Raw genomic sequence first — 16,028 nt, 5'->3', positions numbered from 1 at the left:
AAATAAAACACGATGTGACAAAACATGTCTGAGAATAGCTGACCACAAGCTTCAATTAAGACAATTTACCTTTGTTAATTAATATAACGTGTTTGTAAAAATGGATGATAGCGACGACAGCAGGATGTCATAACCGTGTCATATAAGGCATTCATGTCATGAAGAAGTTTTTAGTTTTTCTGCTTTCATGCTTTTCAATATCCTCAGTAAATGCAGAAGACTTACAAAATACCGTTAAAAACGCTTTAGCTAATCATCCTGAAGTTAATGCCGCAATAAATAGCCGTTATTCTTCAGAGCAAGAACTGCGGGCCGCTCAAGGTGGCTATTTACCCTCACTCAATTTAAACGCAGAAGCCGGGCGAAAAAATGTTGATGATGCTACCACCCGTGCGGCAGGACGTAATAACGGTCTGACCCAGTCACCTAACGAAGCGACGTTGAGCCTTGAGCAAAATGTGTTTAATGGCTTTGCCACCTCCAGCGAAGTTGCACGGCAAAAAGCGACCGTTGACTCGCACGCCTGGAGCGTGATGAACACCAGCGAAAGCACCGCTTATGCGGTCATTCAGGCCTATTTCGACGTGCTACAACGCGAAGAGTTTGTTCGCCTTGCTGAGGACGATCTGGCGAACCACGAACGCATTTACGACCAGATAAAACTGCGTACCGATCAGGGTGTTGGGCGCTCCGGGGACTTTATGCAAGCCGAAGCGCGTCTGGCGCAGGCGCGTAATAATTTGCTGACCGAACAGACGAATCTTGAAGACGCGAAAACCACTTTTGTCAGCGTGACAGGCATGGATCCGCAAGGTTTAAGCCTGCCCGAGAGTATTGACTCTCAGTTACCCACCTCGCTGGAAGACGCCAAAAGTCGGATGGAAAAAAACAGCCCATTACTGAAATCCGCCAATGCGGATATCGAAGCCGCGCATCAGCAGTATGAGGCTTCGAAATCTACCTTCTATCCGCGCGTGGACGTTGAGCTTTCCCGCGGGATTAGTAATAACACCGACACCACCCGCGCCCATACTGAAGAGTGGGAAGCGATGGTAAAACTGCATTACAACCTGTACCAGGGCGGCAGCGACAAAGCCAATATGAACTCCCGCGCGTATCTGCATAAACAGGCGCAGGACGTACGCAATAACACGCTACGCCAGCTGAATCAGGAGCTGAGCCTGGCCTGGACGGCGTTACAAAACGCACGCGCTCAGCTTCCTTCAGCGGAAGAATATGCCGACCGTAGCGTCAAAGTGCGCACCGCTTATCAGGATCAATTCAGTCTTGGCGAACGTACGCTGCTGGATTTGCTCGACAGTGAAAATGAAGTTTTTTCTTCTAAACGTCGTCTTGTTGAACTGCGTTATCTGGCGATGACCAGCGGCTACCGTATTAGCGAACGCACGGGTGAATTAATGAATATTCTAAAAATCACACCGCCGCCATCAGGGCAACCGGTGGATTCACAAGAAGAAAATAGCTTACCGGATCTGCATTAATAATTATTAATCCCAAATAAATCTCTGACCTGCACGCTGATAATTAGCTTGCTATTATTTCAACGTGCACGGTCAGAAATGGTTGCGAAAATGAGTGCACAAGCTGAATTATTAAATGAAGTATCCGGGAATTATGCCTGCCCTAATTCTCAACATCACGATCCCCGCAGTTATAATGACGATCCGCTATTAGATAGCTTACTCATTCTGTGTGCATTACACGGTAAACCGGCGAGTCGTTCAACATTAAGCAGTGGGTTGCCATTAGAAAACAATCGGCTCACGCTGAATATATTTCCACGCGCGGCGGCAAGGGCCGGTTTAAAGGCGCGGGTTGTCACGCGCGCACTCGATAAAATTCCGGTCATGTCTCTGCCTGCGGTCCTGTTACTGCGTTCTGGCGGAACCGGAGTATTACTGGCATGGAACGATGACGGCAGCGCCCGGTTTATGCCCAGCGAAAGCGAAGGTGGGGAAATTCGGATCGACAGCGTCACGCTTGAGCAGAATTATGCCGGGAAGGTCATTTTCGCCCACCCTCGTCACGAATTCGATTTGCAGGCGGAAGCTTTTCTGCCACGTACCAAATCCTGGTTTAAAGACACGCTGAAGCTGTCACGTTTCCTGTATATGGATGCGGTGCTGGCTAGCCTGCTGATCAACCTGATTGCGCTCGGCACGCCGCTCTTCACCATGAACGTCTATGACCGGGTTGTGCCTAACCAGGCAACGGTCACGCTGTGGGTGTTGGCAGTCGGTATCTGCCTGGCTTTTGTTTTTGATCTGATATTGAAAATGCTGCGCGGTATCTGCCTTGATATTGCGGGTAAAAAAAGCGATCTCATCATCTCCTCGACCCTGTTTGAGCGCATTATCGGCATGGAGATGAAAGAACGTCCGGCGCGGGTGGGCAGCTTTGCGCAGAATATTCACGAGTTTCAGTCACTGCGCGATTTCCTCTCATCACTTACGCTGACGACGATTATCGATCTGCCCTTCACCCTGCTGCTGCTGATCGTCATCGGGATTATTGGCGGTGCGCTGGCCTGGATCCCGGTCATGACGCTGCCGATTGCGTTGTTGTGCAGTTGGGCGTTACAAAAACCGGTCAACGCGGCAGTCACTAAAACCATGAGTCTCGCCAGCGAACGCCAGGCATTGCTGATTGAAACCCTGAGCAGTCTGGATGCCATCAAAGTGAATAATGCCCAGAGCGAGCGCCAGTATCAGTGGGAACAAACGCTGGGCAGCCTGAGTCGCCTGGAGTTACGGGTGAAAACGTTGTCCAGCCTGGCGAGCAACCTGACCGGCTGGTTCCAGCAAATCTCCGGGGTGGTGATGATTATCGTCGGGGTGTACATGATTATCGGCGGCAAACTGAGTATGGGGGGACTTATCGCCTGCTACATGCTCAACGGCCGGGCATTAATGCCGCTGGGTCAGTTAACCGGCCTTATCGCCCGCTATCAACAGGCGAAGCTCACCATCAAAAATACCGAGAAAATGATGTCGCTGGCGCAGGAGCGTCGCGCGGATGAAAATCCGCTCAAACGTGAGCAGCTACAGGGCAGCATAGAATTTCGCGATGTCGATTTCAGCTACCCTGAACAACAGAACCTGTCGCTGCAAAAAATTAATCTGACCATTCAGCCTGGGGAACGAATCGGCATCATCGGACGCAGTGGTTCCGGTAAAAGTTCGCTCAGCAAATTGCTGGTCAATCTGTACCAGCCCAGCGCCGGAAATATTCTGATCGACGGGATCGATTCTCGTCAGTTAGATGTGAACGATCTGCGCCACAGCATCGGCTACGTGCCGCAGGATATCCAGTTGTTCAATGGCACGCTACGCGACAATTTGCTGTGCGGGGCGCGTTATATCGATGACGAAACCATGCTGCGGGCAGCAGAACTGGCGGGCGTCAACGATTTTGCGCGCTTGCATCCAGACGGCTACAACCTGCAGGTTGGCGAGCGCGGCTCCCGACTTTCCGGCGGGCAGCGGCAGGCGGTAGCGCTTGCACGCGCGCTATTGCTGGATCCGCCTCTTCTGTTACTGGATGAACCCACCAGTTCGATGGACAACACCAGCGAGGAGAAGATCAAACACGCTCTGGCTCCCTGCATCGCGGGCAAAACGTTATTACTGGTTACACACCGTGCGTCCATGCTGTCGCTGGTTGACCGCCTGATTATTGTCGATAAAGGACGCATCATCGCGGACGGCCCGAAAGCAGTGGTGATGGATGCGTTGAAAAAGGGGCAGATTAATGCATCTCGCTGATTTCCTGGCTCGTGCCCGCCGCGCTATGCAGCACTACTTTCATGGCCGTGATGAAAATCAAACTGACAGTATCAATGAAGTCAGTCAGGCCATTATTGATGACTCCCCGAGAGTGATTCGACTGACGCTGTGGACGATCCTCGCGCTGGTGGTGTTGTCTTTCGTGTGGGCTGGCTTTGCGAAAATCGATGAAGTCACCCGCGGGGAAGGTAAAGCGATCCCTTCATCCAAACTGCAAAAAATCCAGAACCTGGAAGGTGGGATCGTCACCGAGCTGTATGTTCATGAAGGGCAAATCGTTAACGCCGGAACACCATTACTGCACCTGGATGACACGCGCTTTGCCTCTAACGTCGGCGAAACAGAAGCGGATAAACTCAGCCTGCGGGCAAAAGTTGAACGTCTGACGGCGGAGGTTGAAAACCATGACTTTGTTATTTCGCCAGAGATTGCCAGCAAAGCGCCGGATGTCGCGCGGGGAGAAACCGAACTGTACAACAGCCGCCGGGAGCAGTTTCATAACGAAATATCCGGGCTGGAAGAACAACTGGTGCAGAAAAAACAGGAGCTGCGCGATTTTGAATCTAAGCAAGATCAGTTCAAGCACAGCCTTGGGCTAATACGCCAGGAAATCAAAATGTCCGAGCCGCTGCTCGCCTCGGGCGCCATTTCAAAAGTTGAACTACTGCGTCTGCGCCGTACCGAAGTGGAAACCGCCGGGCAGCTCAATTCTATTAGCCTGTCGCTGCCCAAGGCCGCATCAGAAATTAACGAAATTGAGAATAAAATCGGTGAAAGCCGTGGCCGTTTCCAGAGCGATGCGCTGGCGCAACTCAACGAGGCGCGCACGAACCTGAGCAAGGCACAGGCCAGCGTTAAAGCGCTGGAAGACCGGGTGAACCGGACGATGGTCACCTCACCGGTGAGGGGTATCGTTCAGCAGGTGATGGTGAATACTATCGGCGGCGTCATACAGCCTGGCAGCGATCTGGTAGAAATCGTTCCGCTGGATGACAAGCTGTTAATCGAAGCCAAAATACAGCCGCGCGATATTGCCTTTCTTCATCCGGGCCAGCACGCGATGGTGAAATTTACGGCCTACGATTACACCATCTATGGCGGTCTGCAAGGCGAAGTGGTGCAGATAAGTCCGGACACCGTCACCGATAAACAGGGGCGAAGCTTTTATATTGTTCGCCTGCAAACGGACAAAAACTACCTGGGAACGAAAGAACATCCGATGCTGGTAATCCCCGGCATGGTAGCGAGCGTCGATATTCTCACTGGCAAGAAAACGATTCTCAGCTATCTGTTAAAACCGATTATTCGCGCTCGCGCGGAGGCACTCAGAGAACGTTAATCGCCTGCGCTCCCTTTCATCATGTCAGGGAGCGCATAAATTTATAACGGAGTACAGAAGGAAAGTTTTCCCCGGTTTAATGTGATTTTCCCGTCATTAACCAGTTCCTGTAAAACCTTGTGGATGGCGCTGCGGGAGATATGATTACGGGTCAAAATAAAGGTATATACGGACGTTTTCTCACGCACCTCAGGTTCCATCGACCAAATATATTTTACGTGTTCAATAATCTGCTCACGAATGGTGCGATGTGACTGCAACGCTTCACGCTGAAAATAGCGTTGCAGGTGATGCGTTAAGATATCAAACGCCTGCTTCCATAAGTTTTTAGCGGTAAACATATGATCTGCATTCTGCACGCTCATCGCCCACATTTCGCAATCGGTATCGCAACGTAAATAGTGCCCGGCAACTTCAGTACGCATTTGCGGCAAACCGAGTATGGCCGGAGCAGAAATACTCACGGTGACTAAGTCATTTTCCACACGATAAACAGAGACGGTCCCTTTCTCCAGAAACAAGATATTTCCATCAACCTTCAGATCAATACGCTGGCGTTTTTTGCGTAACGACAGCCAGGCATTCTCTGACTTCTTCATTTCATCACCCACAAGTACTACAGCATTTTCAATTTCTTTCTGGAACATGGGACTCTCTACCGCAAATTATGGCTTTATCAAAATTCACTTAGCATCAAAATAAATGTCAGCCTTCAAGCAGGCTGACATTTATCCCTCTTCTACATCTGCCACCGGCATTCCCTGGTGCCGTGGACGCGTTCAGGCACATGCTGTTTTCGCGTGGTGGCGTCAGGCAGTATATTGCGCTGTTCATAAAGAATTAATGGCAATCATCTTTGCGGTCACTCTTTCATCTTTCTCTTCTTTGCAGCATAGCCAAAAAGACACAACCAATTGATTTATATTCACTTTATTTCAATTAAAAAGTTATCATTGTTAGTATATTATGATACTAATTTGAAACACTTCGCGATCTTCGTTGTAGGATCGGGTCCATGCTGGTAGCTATTATGGGCTAAGTGGTATCATGACTTACCAACCGCCTGGCGCACCATTAAGAGTAGAGACACTATGTCTGAGACTGGCAATGTCAGTTATCTGATTGAAAATAGAATCATATTTACGCCAGACACACAATCTCTGGCGCGAGTAGCGCAACCCAATCAGCAGATAAAACTCAAACACTCAGCCTCATTATGTCTTTTATTACTTATTCAGCATCGCGGTCAGGTGGTTTCACAAAATGAACTACTGGAGTTCGGCTGGGGTAAAAATCATCGTCAGGTTAGTTTCAATGCCTTTTATCAAAGCATTCTCTCCCTACGTAAAAGTTTGCAGCAGCTGGATCTGGAACAACCACTGATCACAACAATCCCTCGTAAAGGGCTGATTATTCAGGAGTCGTTTGACATTCAGGCGATTGAGACGCCAGAGAGTATCTCTTCTTCAGGTGAAGAGTCCGTAGCCCCGGATACCGTTATAGAGGAACTGCTGCCTGGGACGCCGCGTCAATCTTTGTTCACCACCGCAGAAATAATCATGGCGACGCTGACGCTTATAATTTGCGCGCTGATATTATACCCATGGCAGGCCAGCGATGATTATTTTTCCGACTATATCAAGGACAGCAAAACGCCAACTGACTGTCAGTATTATTTCAATAACGATGCCAGTAATTTCTCCCGGCATACGGCGTTTGTCGACAAAAATCCAGGGCTGTGTCAGAGCAATAAATTCATCTATATTACGACCTACCCTGAGTCAAAGAAATTGTCAGTGCTTTTATGTCGCTCACCGATGAAAACCAGGCAAGAAAACGCCTGTCAGTCGGTTTATTACCCCCGGTATGATAGCTAATGAATTTATATCCCCGAACATCCCGTATCCAGACAGGTGTTATCCTGCTGATCTGTTTTGCTGCGCTCATGGTTACTGCCGTCTATCGGTTCAATAAAAACACAGGTGAACTTCATAATCTGACCTGTCGTTCAGCCATCGAAATAGTACGTAATACAAGCTCATTTCGTGGGATTATTGATATTAAAATCGGCGGGAGTAAAGGCATTGTGAATGTTGATGGCATCATCAAAGATGCCAGAAATAATGAGCAAACCGTGCAACGCATGGTCCTGTTTACACAATCCAGCTACGGCTCAAGTCCGGTCTGGATTTCACAGAAAATACAAATATCCAATCGCGAAACAGCCCCCGCCAGCCTTATTCAGGAACTGCTCCCCGACTTTTTCCTGACCAATACCAGCGTATCCAACGTCGATTATTTTGCGCTAAATAGCAAGACGTATCTGATTACCAAAGAAGGGATCCCTTACCTGTACTGCCAGAATTATGCGTTGCCGCAAAATGAATAATAAGTAAGCGTTCTGGCGGCCAAACCTACGGGGGAATGTCCGTGGATGAATTTATCGCTCCCCCCTCCCCAGAATACATTGTCATCGTCTGATTCGCCCCGGAGCGGAACCTGGATCGAGAAGTCATCCTTCCCCGCTTTCCCTGAAAAGCATATCTCCGTTATCATGTGTCTCTTATGTGATAACAACGAAAACAAGAATATCGCAATCCATTGAAAATCAGGGAACTGGACACAACTCCATGAGTACAATCGATAATCTCGACGCCCACACCCCAATGATGCAGCAGTATCTCAAGCTGAAGGCTCAGCACCCGGAAATACTGCTGTTTTACCGCATGGGCGACTTTTACGAACTGTTTTATGACGATGCGAAACGCGCGTCTCAGCTGCTTGATATCTCCCTGACTAAGCGCGGCGCATCCGCAGGCGAGCCCATCCCAATGGCGGGTATTCCCCACCATGCGGTAGAAAACTACCTCGCCAAGCTGGTCAATCAGGGGGAATCCGTCGCTATTTGCGAACAGATTGGCGATCCAGCCACCAGCAAAGGTCCAGTTGAGCGTAAAGTGGTACGTATTGTCACGCCTGGCACCATCAGTGATGAAGCGCTGTTACAGGAGCGCCAGGACAACCTGCTGGCTGCCGTCTGGCAAGACAGTAAAGGCTACGGTTATGCCACGCTGGACATCAGCTCCGGGCGTTTTCGCGTTAGCGAGCCTGCCGACCGCGAGACCATGGCCGCCGAACTGCAGCGTACTAACCCAGCTGAACTGCTGTATGCCGAAGATTTCGCAGAAACCTCACTGATTGAAGGACGTCGCGGCCTGCGCCGTCGTCCGCTGTGGGAATTTGAAATTGATACCGCCCGTCAGCAATTGAACCTGCAGTTTGGCACACGAGACCTGATTGGCTTTGGTGTTGAGAACGCCCCACGCGGGTTATGCGCTGCCGGCTGTCTGCTGCAATATGTGAAGGATACCCAGCGCACCTCGTTGCCGCATATTCGCTCCATCACTATGGAGCGTCAACAGGACAGCATCATTATGGATGCCGCCACACGCCGCAATCTGGAGATCACCCAGAACCTGGCGGGCGGCGTTGAAAACACATTAGCTTCGGTACTCGACTGCACCGTAACACCTATGGGCAGCCGTATGCTCAAGCGCTGGCTGCATATGCCGGTCCGCGATACCAAAATCCTCACCGAGCGCCAACAGACCATCGGCGCGCTACAGGACACCACCAGCGAATTGCAACCTGTGCTGCGTCAGGTGGGCGATCTGGAACGCATTCTGGCTCGTCTCGCGCTGCGTACCGCGCGCCCGCGCGATCTGGCCCGCATGCGTCACGCTTTCCAGCAACTCCCTGAACTACGTGCGCAACTGGAAAACGTAGACAGCGCCCCGGTGCAGATGCTGCGTGAGAAAATGGGTGAATTTGCGGAACTGCGTGAACTGCTGGAACGCGCCGTGGTGGAAGCTCCACCGGTGCTGGTACGCGACGGCGGCGTCATCGCGCCTGGCTATAACGAAGAGCTGGACGAGTGGCGAGCGCTGGCTGATGGCGCAACCGACTACCTCGACAGACTGGAGATCCGCGAGCGCGAACGCACGGGTCTCGATACGCTGAAAGTCGGATTCAACGCCGTTCACGGATACTACATTCAGATCAGTCGTGGACAGAGCCATCTGGCGCCAATTAATTACGTGCGTCGCCAGACGTTGAAAAACGCAGAACGTTACATTATTCCAGAGCTGAAAGAGTATGAAGATAAAGTTCTGACTTCCAAAGGTAAGGCGCTGGCACTGGAAAAACAGCTATACGACGAGCTGTTCGATATGCTGCTGCCGCATCTGGCTGATTTACAACAGAGCGCCAGCGCACTGGCGGAGTTGGACGTCCTGGTCAACCTGGCAGAACGTGCTTATACGTTGAATTACACCTGTCCGACCTTTACCGATAAACCTGGTATTCGTATTACCGAGGGGCGTCATCCGGTGGTGGAGCAAGTACTGACAGAGCCGTTTATCGCCAACCCGCTCAACCTATCCCCACAACGCCGGATGCTGATCATTACCGGGCCGAACATGGGGGGTAAAAGTACCTATATGCGCCAAACCGCGTTGATTGCGCTACTGGCTTATATCGGCAGCTATGTTCCGGCACAAAAAGTCGAGATAGGGCCTATCGACCGTATCTTTACTCGCGTAGGTGCGGCGGATGATCTGGCATCCGGTCGTTCCACCTTCATGGTTGAGATGACCGAAACCGCCAATATTCTGCATAATGCTACCGAGAACAGCCTGGTGCTGATGGATGAGATTGGACGCGGCACTTCAACCTACGACGGCCTGTCGCTGGCATGGGCGTGTGCAGAAAATCTGGCTAATAAAATCAAAGCATTAACATTGTTCGCGACCCACTACTTCGAACTGACTCAGTTACCGGAGAAGATGGAAGGCGTCGCGAATGTACATCTGGACGCGTTAGAGCATGGCGATACCATCGCCTTTATGCACAGCGTACAGGATGGTGCAGCGAGCAAAAGCTATGGCCTGGCGGTAGCAGCCCTGGCTGGTGTGCCGAAAGAGGTGATCAAACGCGCGCGGCAAAAACTGCGTGAGCTTGAAAGCATCGCGCCGAATGTTGCCGCAACCCAGGTCGACGGCACGCAGATGTCGCTGCTGTCAGTTGCGGAAGAAACGTCACCCGCCGTTGAAGCGCTGGAAAACCTCGACCCGGATTCACTCACGCCTCGCCAGGCTCTGGAATGGATCTACCGGTTGAAGAGTCTGGTGTAGTAAAAAGCGCCCGGTGGTGCTACCGCTTACCGGGCCTACGGTAACAAGCGAATACTGCGGAAATGGGTGCGAGAGGCCGAAACCAGACCATCAAGACGCGGGGTTTCCCCCGCGTTGTTGCTACTTCTTCGGTTCGTAAGCGAGAACAGCTTTAAACTCCATATTACGCTCTTTGATACTTAACTCGCACAGCGAATCTCGTACCATTAACGTAAATCCCAGCACCGTGAAACACAGTACTACAATTGCCAAAAGGGCATATTTTGTCAGCATGTCTTGCCTCCCTGCAAAGAAGAGACTAACATCCAAATTGTTCAGGTTTGTACGCTAGCCTCAGGTTGATAGAACTATCTCCTGGGGCTTTTGTCTTTCCGGGACCTTGCAAATGCTCAAAGCTCAGAAAGCCTCAAGCACCCGCCGCTATTCTATTCCAGGTGTCATCTCCTCGAACAAATTAAGCCATTTGCTACGAGCCTGCTCGCAAAATAACAAGCCCCGGATATGCCGAGGCTTAATATTGGTGCGTTGTCGGCCGGGTAACCCAGCTATGTTGATTAACGCTTATCTTCCGCCAATAGCGGCGGAATACTCGGCACCATTGGCGCATCGTCGATATCTTTCTGCGTCATGCGAAACGCTTGCGGATAATGCTCGCGGCTGGTACGGCGTAGCGGCTCGGTATTACGCCAGGTGTACAGACAATGCTGGCACTGATATACGGTCCAGACACCTTTTACCGGCGAGTTCGCCATCACTTCAATATGTTCATCGGCACAACGTGGACAAATCATCTGCTACTCCTTATTTACGGTTGGCCAGCATGGCGGTCAGCTTTTCAGCCCAGGCTTTTGTTTCCGGTAAATCACATACCGGTTGGCTGTAATGACCTCGGTTATCCGGTGCAACCGGTGTCGTGGCATCGATGATGAGCTTATCGGTAATCCCCGCCGGACTGGAACCGGGATCAAGTTCCAGCACCGACATATTCGGCAGTTGCACCAGATCGCCCGCCGGATTGACCTTCGAGGAGAGCGCCCACATCACCTGCGGCAGGTTGAACGGGTCAACGTCTTCATCAACCATAATCACCATCTTCACGTAACCCAGGCCGTGCGGCGTGGTCATAGCACGCAGCCCGACCGCGCGGGCAAAGCCGCCGTAGCGTTTTTTGGTGGAAATAATCGCCAGCAGTCCGTGGGTGTACATGGCGTTCACCGCCTGCACTTCCGGGAATTCGGCTTTCAATTGTTGATAAAGCGGTACGCAGGTCGCCGGGCCCATCAGGTAGTCGATTTCGGTCCACGGCATACCGAGATAGAGTGATTCAAAAATCGGTTTGCTGCGATAAGAGACTTTATCGATACGCACCACGGTCATATTGCGTCCACCGGAATAGTGGCCGGTAAACTCGCCAAACGGACCTTCGATTTCGCGTTTACGGCTTTCAATGACCCCTTCGAGGATCACTTCAGAGCCCCACGGTACGTCAAAACCGGTGAGCGGCGCGGTAGCGATCGGGTACGGGCTTTCACGCAGCGCTCCCGCCATCTCGTATTCAGACTGATCGTATTTCAGCGGCGTGGCGCCCATCAAAGTGATGATAGGATCATTACCCAGCGTGATGGCAATCGGCAAATCTTCACCGCGCTCTTCCGCTTTATGCAGGTGCAGCGCGATATCATGCATTGGCACCGGTTGCAGACCGAGCTTACGTTTGCCCTTCACTTCCATGCGGTAGATGCCGACGTTCTGCTTGCCGAAGTTGTCCCGATCCAGCGGATCGCGCGACACCACGCAGGCTTTATCCAGGTAGAAACCGCCGTCGCCATCGTTCAGGCGAAACAGCGGCAGAATGTCGAAAAGATTAATGTCTTCGCCGTCGACGGTATTTTCAGCCCATGCAGGGTTCGCACGGCGTTCCGGGGCAACCGGAAATTTATCCCAGCGACGGATAAACTCATCAATCTGTTTTTTCACCGGGGTATTTGGCGGCAGACCTAAAGAGATGGCGTGATTCTGCCATGAACCGATGGTGTTCATCGCTACGCGGGCATCGGTAAAACCTCGAATGTTGTCAAACCACAGCGCAGGCGCGCCGTCGCCAATACGTCCGGTTGCGTTGGCCGCCGCGGCCAGATCCGGCTCAGCGTTAACTTCTTCACTGATTTTCAGCAATTGTCCCTGGTCGTCCAGCGCTTGCAAAAAGCTACGCAAATCATCAAATGCCATTATTCATTCTCCTGTGCAAAATTCTGCGCCTGTCTTAATCCCTGCCAGCGACGGGCGTTAGGATGTTCAAGCCCAAACTGATCGAGCACGCGTGCGACAATGTGCTGCGTGATGTCATCAACGGTTTGCGGATGGTTGTAAAACGCGGGCATGGGCGGGACCATCGTCACGCCCATGCGAGAAAGCGCGAGCATGTTTTCCAGATGAATAGTGCTGAGCGGCATTTCACGCGGAACCAGCACCAGTTTGCGCCCTTCTTTCAGCACTACATCAGCGGCACGCCCCACCAGCCCTTCCGCGTAGCCTGCACGAATACCAGCCAGCGTTTTCATACTGCAGGGGATAATGATCATACCGTCAGTACGAAACGATCCGGAGGAGATGGTCGCGGCCTGGTCCGCCGGGTTGTGGCAATAGTCTGCCAGTGCGGATACATCGCGAACGCTGTACGGCGTTTCCAGCTCAATGGTCATTTTGGCCCATTTCGACAGCACCAGATGGGTTTCCACCTCCGGCATTTCCCGCAGCACCTGCAGCAGCGCCACCCCGAGCGGGGCGCCGGTGGCCCCCGTCATTCCTACAATCAGTCTCATTGAATCTCTCAATTTTGTTCGTGTACGAACATTTTGATTAAAATACTCCCACAACGTATTCCGGGCAAGGCCACCGCGCACGGATCGCTAAAACAGCACTGGTTAAAAAAGGAGGCGTAACCCGTTATGATAGAGACTGACAGCAATCCCGGAGCTCTCATGCCGTTACGAAATAAAGCGTTTCACCTTTTACGTCAGCTTTTTCAGCAGCATACGGCTCGCTGGCAACATGAGTTACCGGATCTGACCAAGCCTCAGTATGCGGTAATGCGTGCTATTGCCGAACAGCCCGGTATTGAACAGGTCGCCCTGACCGAGGCAGCGGTCTGTACCAAAGCAACGCTTGCAGAAATGCTGAGCCGGATGGAAAAGCGTGGACTGGTCAGACGAGAACACGACCCGGCGGATAAGCGTCGACGGTTTGTTTATTTGACTGCGCAAGGAGAAGCATTATTGGTCAGCGCAACCCCGCTGGGAGATCGCGTGGATGATGAGTTTCTGGGCAGACTTAGCGAGGAAGAACGCGAACAGTTCACTCGTCTGGTGCGCAAAATGATGGAATGACCCGCCGGGCAATATTCTACACAAAGAAAAAGGCCAGTCTCGATGAGACCGGCCTTTCTTGATAGAACTTGTGCTTACTCGCGGAACAGCGCTTCGATATTCAGCCCCTGAGTCTGCAGAATTTCACGCAGACGACGCAGGCCTTCAACCTGAATCTGACGAACACGTTCACGCGTGAGACCAATTTCGCGACCCACATCTTCCAGTGTTGCAGCTTCATACCCCAGCAGACCGAAACGACGTGCCAGCACTTCACGCTGTTTGGCGTTCAGTTCGAACAACCATTTGACGATACTCTGTTTCATATCATCGTCTTGCGTGGTGTCTTCCGGACCGTTTTCTTTTTCATCGGCCAGGATGTCCAGCAACGCTTTTTCGGAATCGCCACCCAGCGGGGTGTCTACCGAGGTAATGCGCTCATTGAGTCGGAGCATACGGCTGACGTCATCAACCGGTTTATCCAGTTGTTCAGCAATCTCTTCTGCGCTCGGTTCGTGGTCCAGTTTATGCGACAACTCACGCGCGGTACGCAGATAGACGTTCAGCTCTTTTACAATGTGAATCGGCAGTCGGATCGTACGGGTTTGGTTCATAATCGCCCGTTCGATCGTCTGACGTATCCACCACGTTGCGTATGTTGAAAAGCGGAACCCGCGTTCCGGGTCAAACTTCTCGACTGCACGGATAAGTCCCAGATTGCCCTCTTCAATCAGATCCAGCAATGCCAGACCACGATTGCCATAACGGCGGGCAATTTTCACCACCAGACGCAGGTTACTTTCAATCATGCGGCGGCGAGAGGCGACATCTCCACGCAGTGCGCGACGCGCAAAATAAACTTCTTCTTCGGCTGTTAACAGTGGTGAATAACCAATCTCACCAAGGTAAAGCTGAGTCGCGTCCAACACACGCTGTGTGGCCCCCTGCGATAACAGCTCTTCTTCAGCCAGGTCGTTATCACTGGGTTCCTCTTCACTCAAGGCTTTCTCATCAAAAGCCTCTACTCCGTTCTCATCAAATTCCGCATCTTCATTTAAATCATGAACTTTCAGCGTATTCTGACTCATAAAGGTGGCTCCTACCCGTGATCCCTAACGGAACTAGCAAGTGAAAGCCTGGTTCCGCCGAATTATCGCTGCGGCAAGTAACGCAGCGGGTTTACGGATTTCCCCTTGTAACGAATTTCAAAATGCAAGCGTGTTGAACTGGTTCCGGTACTACCCATGGTAGCTATTTTCTGCCCCGCCTTGATTTCTTGTTGTTCCCGGACCAGCATTGTATCGTTATGGGCGTAGGCGCTCAGGTAATCATCGTTATGTTTGATGATAATAAGGTTACCGTAACCACGCAGCGCGTTACCGGCATAGACGACGCGTCCATCTGCGGTCGCGACAATAGCCTGTCCTTTGCTGCCTGCAATGTCGATCCCTTTATTGCCACCTTCGGTAGCCGCAAAGTTTTCGATCACTTTGCCGTCAGTTGGCCAGCGCCAGGTAGAGATTGGCGCGCTGGTCGACGTTGAGCTTGCAGTTGATTCGGTTGTGCTAACTGCTGGAGCCGTTACTGGCGCTGTGACCACGGTCCCAGCAGGCTTGTTGTTCGGCAACATTTTGTTAGCACTTTGTTCACCTGAATCCTCAGAATACGTAATTGTTGGTTTCGAAGCAACAGCAACGGTGGAATTTTGTGCAGGGTTGGTCACAACTCCTTGCTGTGCTGCATCCGCCTGGGTGATGGCATTCCCACCGGTAATCGGTGTACCCGAGGCGTTGCCCACTTGCAGAGTTTGGCCGACATTCAGGCTATACGGGGCCGGAACGTTATTGCGCTGTGCGAGGTCACGGAAATCGTTCCCGGTAATCCAGGCAATATAGAAAAGCGTGTCGCCTTTCTTGACAGTATAGGTGCTGCCGCCCGTGTAGCTACCTTTCGGAATATTCCCATACTTACGATTGTACACGATACGACCGTTTTCCATCTGTACAGGCTGTTCTGCAACAGGTTGAATTTGCGTTGGTTGCATAGTCGGAGTCTGCACCGGTTGGATCTGTGGCGTCTGTTGTACTGTCGACGTCGAGCCCATTTTTGGCGGAGGCGTAATCAGCATGCCGGAACTGGTGTTCGTGGATGCACCGCCGTCAACCGAGCTGACCGGCGCTGGTGGATTCGAGGTGTTTGAACAACCTGCCAGCCATAATGAAACCAGTGACAATGCCGCAATACGGCGAATGGTAAATTTGTGGCTTCCCGCGCTCATTTATCCCCCAGGAAAATTTGGTTAAAACCCGTAACGTAATCACCGTGT

Annotated in this window: 14 protein-coding genes; 7 read left to right on the top strand and 7 right to left on the bottom strand. The window is 51.6% G+C overall.

The annotated features are described in order from the left end of the window. The first annotated feature begins 158 nt into the window (after positions 1–158). From FHD02_RS02760 to FHD02_RS02750, 3 genes are all read left to right on the top strand, one after another. Complete coding sequence (locus FHD02_RS02760) at positions 159–1,502, top strand: TolC family outer membrane protein (protein WP_137361233.1); 1,344 nt, start codon at positions 159–161, stop codon at positions 1,500–1,502. A gap of 90 nt (positions 1,503–1,592) precedes the next feature. After that, positions 1,593–3,785: a type I secretion system permease/ATPase gene (locus tag FHD02_RS02755; protein WP_249935977.1), complete on the top strand. Its 2,193-nt coding sequence runs from the start codon at positions 1,593–1,595 to the stop codon at positions 3,783–3,785. Continuing rightward, on the top strand, positions 3,772–5,145 hold the full coding sequence (locus FHD02_RS02750; RefSeq protein ID WP_137361235.1) for an HlyD family type I secretion periplasmic adaptor subunit: 1,374 nt from the start codon (positions 3,772–3,774) through the stop codon (positions 5,143–5,145). The genes FHD02_RS02755 and FHD02_RS02750 overlap by 14 nt, the downstream gene beginning before the upstream one ends. A 41-nt stretch (positions 5,146–5,186) precedes the next feature. Here the strand turns inward: FHD02_RS02750 and FHD02_RS02745 are convergent, their stop codons facing one another. Continuing rightward, positions 5,187–5,792: a helix-turn-helix domain-containing protein gene (locus FHD02_RS02745; protein WP_042310657.1), complete on the bottom strand. Its 606-nt coding sequence runs from the start codon at positions 5,790–5,792 to the stop codon at positions 5,187–5,189. 444 nt (positions 5,793–6,236) lie between these two features. On the opposite strand from FHD02_RS02745, the gene FHD02_RS02740 reads away from it, so the two are divergent. From FHD02_RS02740 to mutS, 3 genes are all read left to right on the top strand, one after another. Further along, complete coding sequence (locus FHD02_RS02740; protein WP_137361236.1) at positions 6,237–7,022, top strand: winged helix-turn-helix domain-containing protein; 786 nt, start codon at positions 6,237–6,239, stop codon at positions 7,020–7,022. After that, entirely contained in the window at positions 7,022–7,534 is a 513-nt protein-coding gene (locus FHD02_RS02735; protein ID WP_042310661.1) for a hypothetical protein, read from the top strand. The genes FHD02_RS02740 and FHD02_RS02735 overlap by 1 nt, the downstream gene beginning before the upstream one ends. A 241-nt stretch (positions 7,535–7,775) precedes the next feature. After that, positions 7,776–10,337 (top strand): DNA mismatch repair protein MutS, encoded by a 2,562-nt coding sequence (gene mutS / locus FHD02_RS02730; RefSeq protein ID WP_042310663.1) that lies wholly within the window; start codon positions 7,776–7,778, stop codon positions 10,335–10,337. A gap of 120 nt (positions 10,338–10,457) precedes the next feature. On the opposite strand, the gene FHD02_RS02725 is transcribed toward mutS, so the two are convergent. From FHD02_RS02725 to FHD02_RS02710, 4 genes are all read right to left on the bottom strand, one after another. Then, positions 10,458–10,610, bottom strand: a complete 153-nt coding sequence (locus FHD02_RS02725; protein WP_137361237.1) for a Hok/Gef family protein — start codon at positions 10,608–10,610, stop codon at positions 10,458–10,460. A 281-nt stretch (positions 10,611–10,891) separates the two neighbouring features. After that, positions 10,892–11,128 carry a non-oxidative hydroxyarylic acid decarboxylases subunit D gene (locus tag FHD02_RS02720; RefSeq protein ID WP_038633131.1) on the bottom strand — a complete coding sequence of 79 codons (237 nt, stop codon included), beginning with the start codon at positions 11,126–11,128 and terminating at the stop codon, positions 10,892–10,894. 10 nt (positions 11,129–11,138) lie between these two features. Beyond that, a complete protein-coding gene (locus tag FHD02_RS02715; protein ID WP_038633134.1) occupies positions 11,139–12,566 on the bottom strand; it encodes a non-oxidative hydroxyarylic acid decarboxylases subunit C in 1,428 nt (475 codons plus the stop codon). Then, a complete protein-coding gene (locus FHD02_RS02710; RefSeq protein WP_137361238.1) occupies positions 12,566–13,159 on the bottom strand; it encodes a non-oxidative hydroxyarylic acid decarboxylases subunit B in 594 nt (197 codons plus the stop codon). The genes FHD02_RS02715 and FHD02_RS02710 overlap by 1 nt, the downstream gene beginning before the upstream one ends. Before the next feature lie 159 nt (positions 13,160–13,318). On the opposite strand from FHD02_RS02710, the gene FHD02_RS02705 reads away from it, so the two are divergent. Beyond that, positions 13,319–13,723 carry a MarR family winged helix-turn-helix transcriptional regulator gene (locus tag FHD02_RS02705; RefSeq protein WP_137361239.1) on the top strand — a complete coding sequence of 135 codons (405 nt, stop codon included), beginning with the start codon at positions 13,319–13,321 and terminating at the stop codon, positions 13,721–13,723. Positions 13,724–13,797: 74 nt separating this feature from the next. On the opposite strand, the gene rpoS is transcribed toward FHD02_RS02705, so the two are convergent. Together rpoS and nlpD are read right to left on the bottom strand one after the other, a co-directional pair. Next, positions 13,798–14,790 (bottom strand): RNA polymerase sigma factor RpoS, encoded by a 993-nt coding sequence (gene rpoS / locus FHD02_RS02700; protein ID WP_000081498.1) that lies wholly within the window; start codon positions 14,788–14,790, stop codon positions 13,798–13,800. A 62-nt stretch (positions 14,791–14,852) separates the two neighbouring features. Beyond that, positions 14,853–15,935, bottom strand: coding sequence for a murein hydrolase activator NlpD (gene nlpD, locus FHD02_RS02695; RefSeq protein WP_249935535.1), 1,083 nt, complete (start codon positions 15,933–15,935; stop codon positions 14,853–14,855). Positions 15,936–16,028: the final 93 nt, after the last annotated feature.

Origin of the sequence: Citrobacter sp. EC_71, assembly GCF_019584005.1 — a bacterium.
In the GTDB taxonomy this organism is placed as follows: domain Bacteria; phylum Pseudomonadota; class Gammaproteobacteria; order Enterobacterales; family Enterobacteriaceae; genus Citrobacter; species Citrobacter werkmanii.
This window is presented reverse-complemented; position numbering and strand designations above follow the sequence as displayed.

Excerpts from the sequence above, each read along its gene's own strand:
- FHD02_RS02760 (WP_137361233.1), top strand. The coding sequence starts at position 159 with ATGAAGAAGTTTTTAGTTTTTCTGCTTTCATGCTTTTCAATATCCTCA.
- FHD02_RS02755 (WP_249935977.1), top strand. The coding sequence starts at position 1,593 with ATGAGTGCACAAGCTGAATTATTAAATGAAGTATCCGGGAATTATGCC.
- FHD02_RS02750 (WP_137361235.1), top strand. The coding sequence starts at position 3,772 with ATGCATCTCGCTGATTTCCTGGCTCGTGCCCGCCGCGCTATGCAGCAC.
- FHD02_RS02745 (WP_042310657.1), bottom strand. The coding sequence starts at position 5,792 with ATGTTCCAGAAAGAAATTGAAAATGCTGTAGTACTTGTGGGTGATGAA.
- FHD02_RS02740 (WP_137361236.1), top strand. The coding sequence starts at position 6,237 with ATGTCTGAGACTGGCAATGTCAGTTATCTGATTGAAAATAGAATCATA.
- FHD02_RS02735 (WP_042310661.1), top strand. The coding sequence starts at position 7,022 with ATGAATTTATATCCCCGAACATCCCGTATCCAGACAGGTGTTATCCTG.
- mutS (WP_042310663.1), top strand. The coding sequence starts at position 7,776 with ATGAGTACAATCGATAATCTCGACGCCCACACCCCAATGATGCAGCAG.
- FHD02_RS02725 (WP_137361237.1), bottom strand. The coding sequence starts at position 10,610 with ATGCTGACAAAATATGCCCTTTTGGCAATTGTAGTACTGTGTTTCACG.
- FHD02_RS02720 (WP_038633131.1), bottom strand. The coding sequence starts at position 11,128 with ATGATTTGTCCACGTTGTGCCGATGAACATATTGAAGTGATGGCGAAC.
- FHD02_RS02715 (WP_038633134.1), bottom strand. The coding sequence starts at position 12,566 with ATGGCATTTGATGATTTGCGTAGCTTTTTGCAAGCGCTGGACGACCAG.
- FHD02_RS02710 (WP_137361238.1), bottom strand. The coding sequence starts at position 13,159 with ATGAGACTGATTGTAGGAATGACGGGGGCCACCGGCGCCCCGCTCGGG.
- FHD02_RS02705 (WP_137361239.1), top strand. The coding sequence starts at position 13,319 with ATGCCGTTACGAAATAAAGCGTTTCACCTTTTACGTCAGCTTTTTCAG.
- rpoS (WP_000081498.1), bottom strand. The coding sequence starts at position 14,790 with ATGAGTCAGAATACGCTGAAAGTTCATGATTTAAATGAAGATGCGGAA.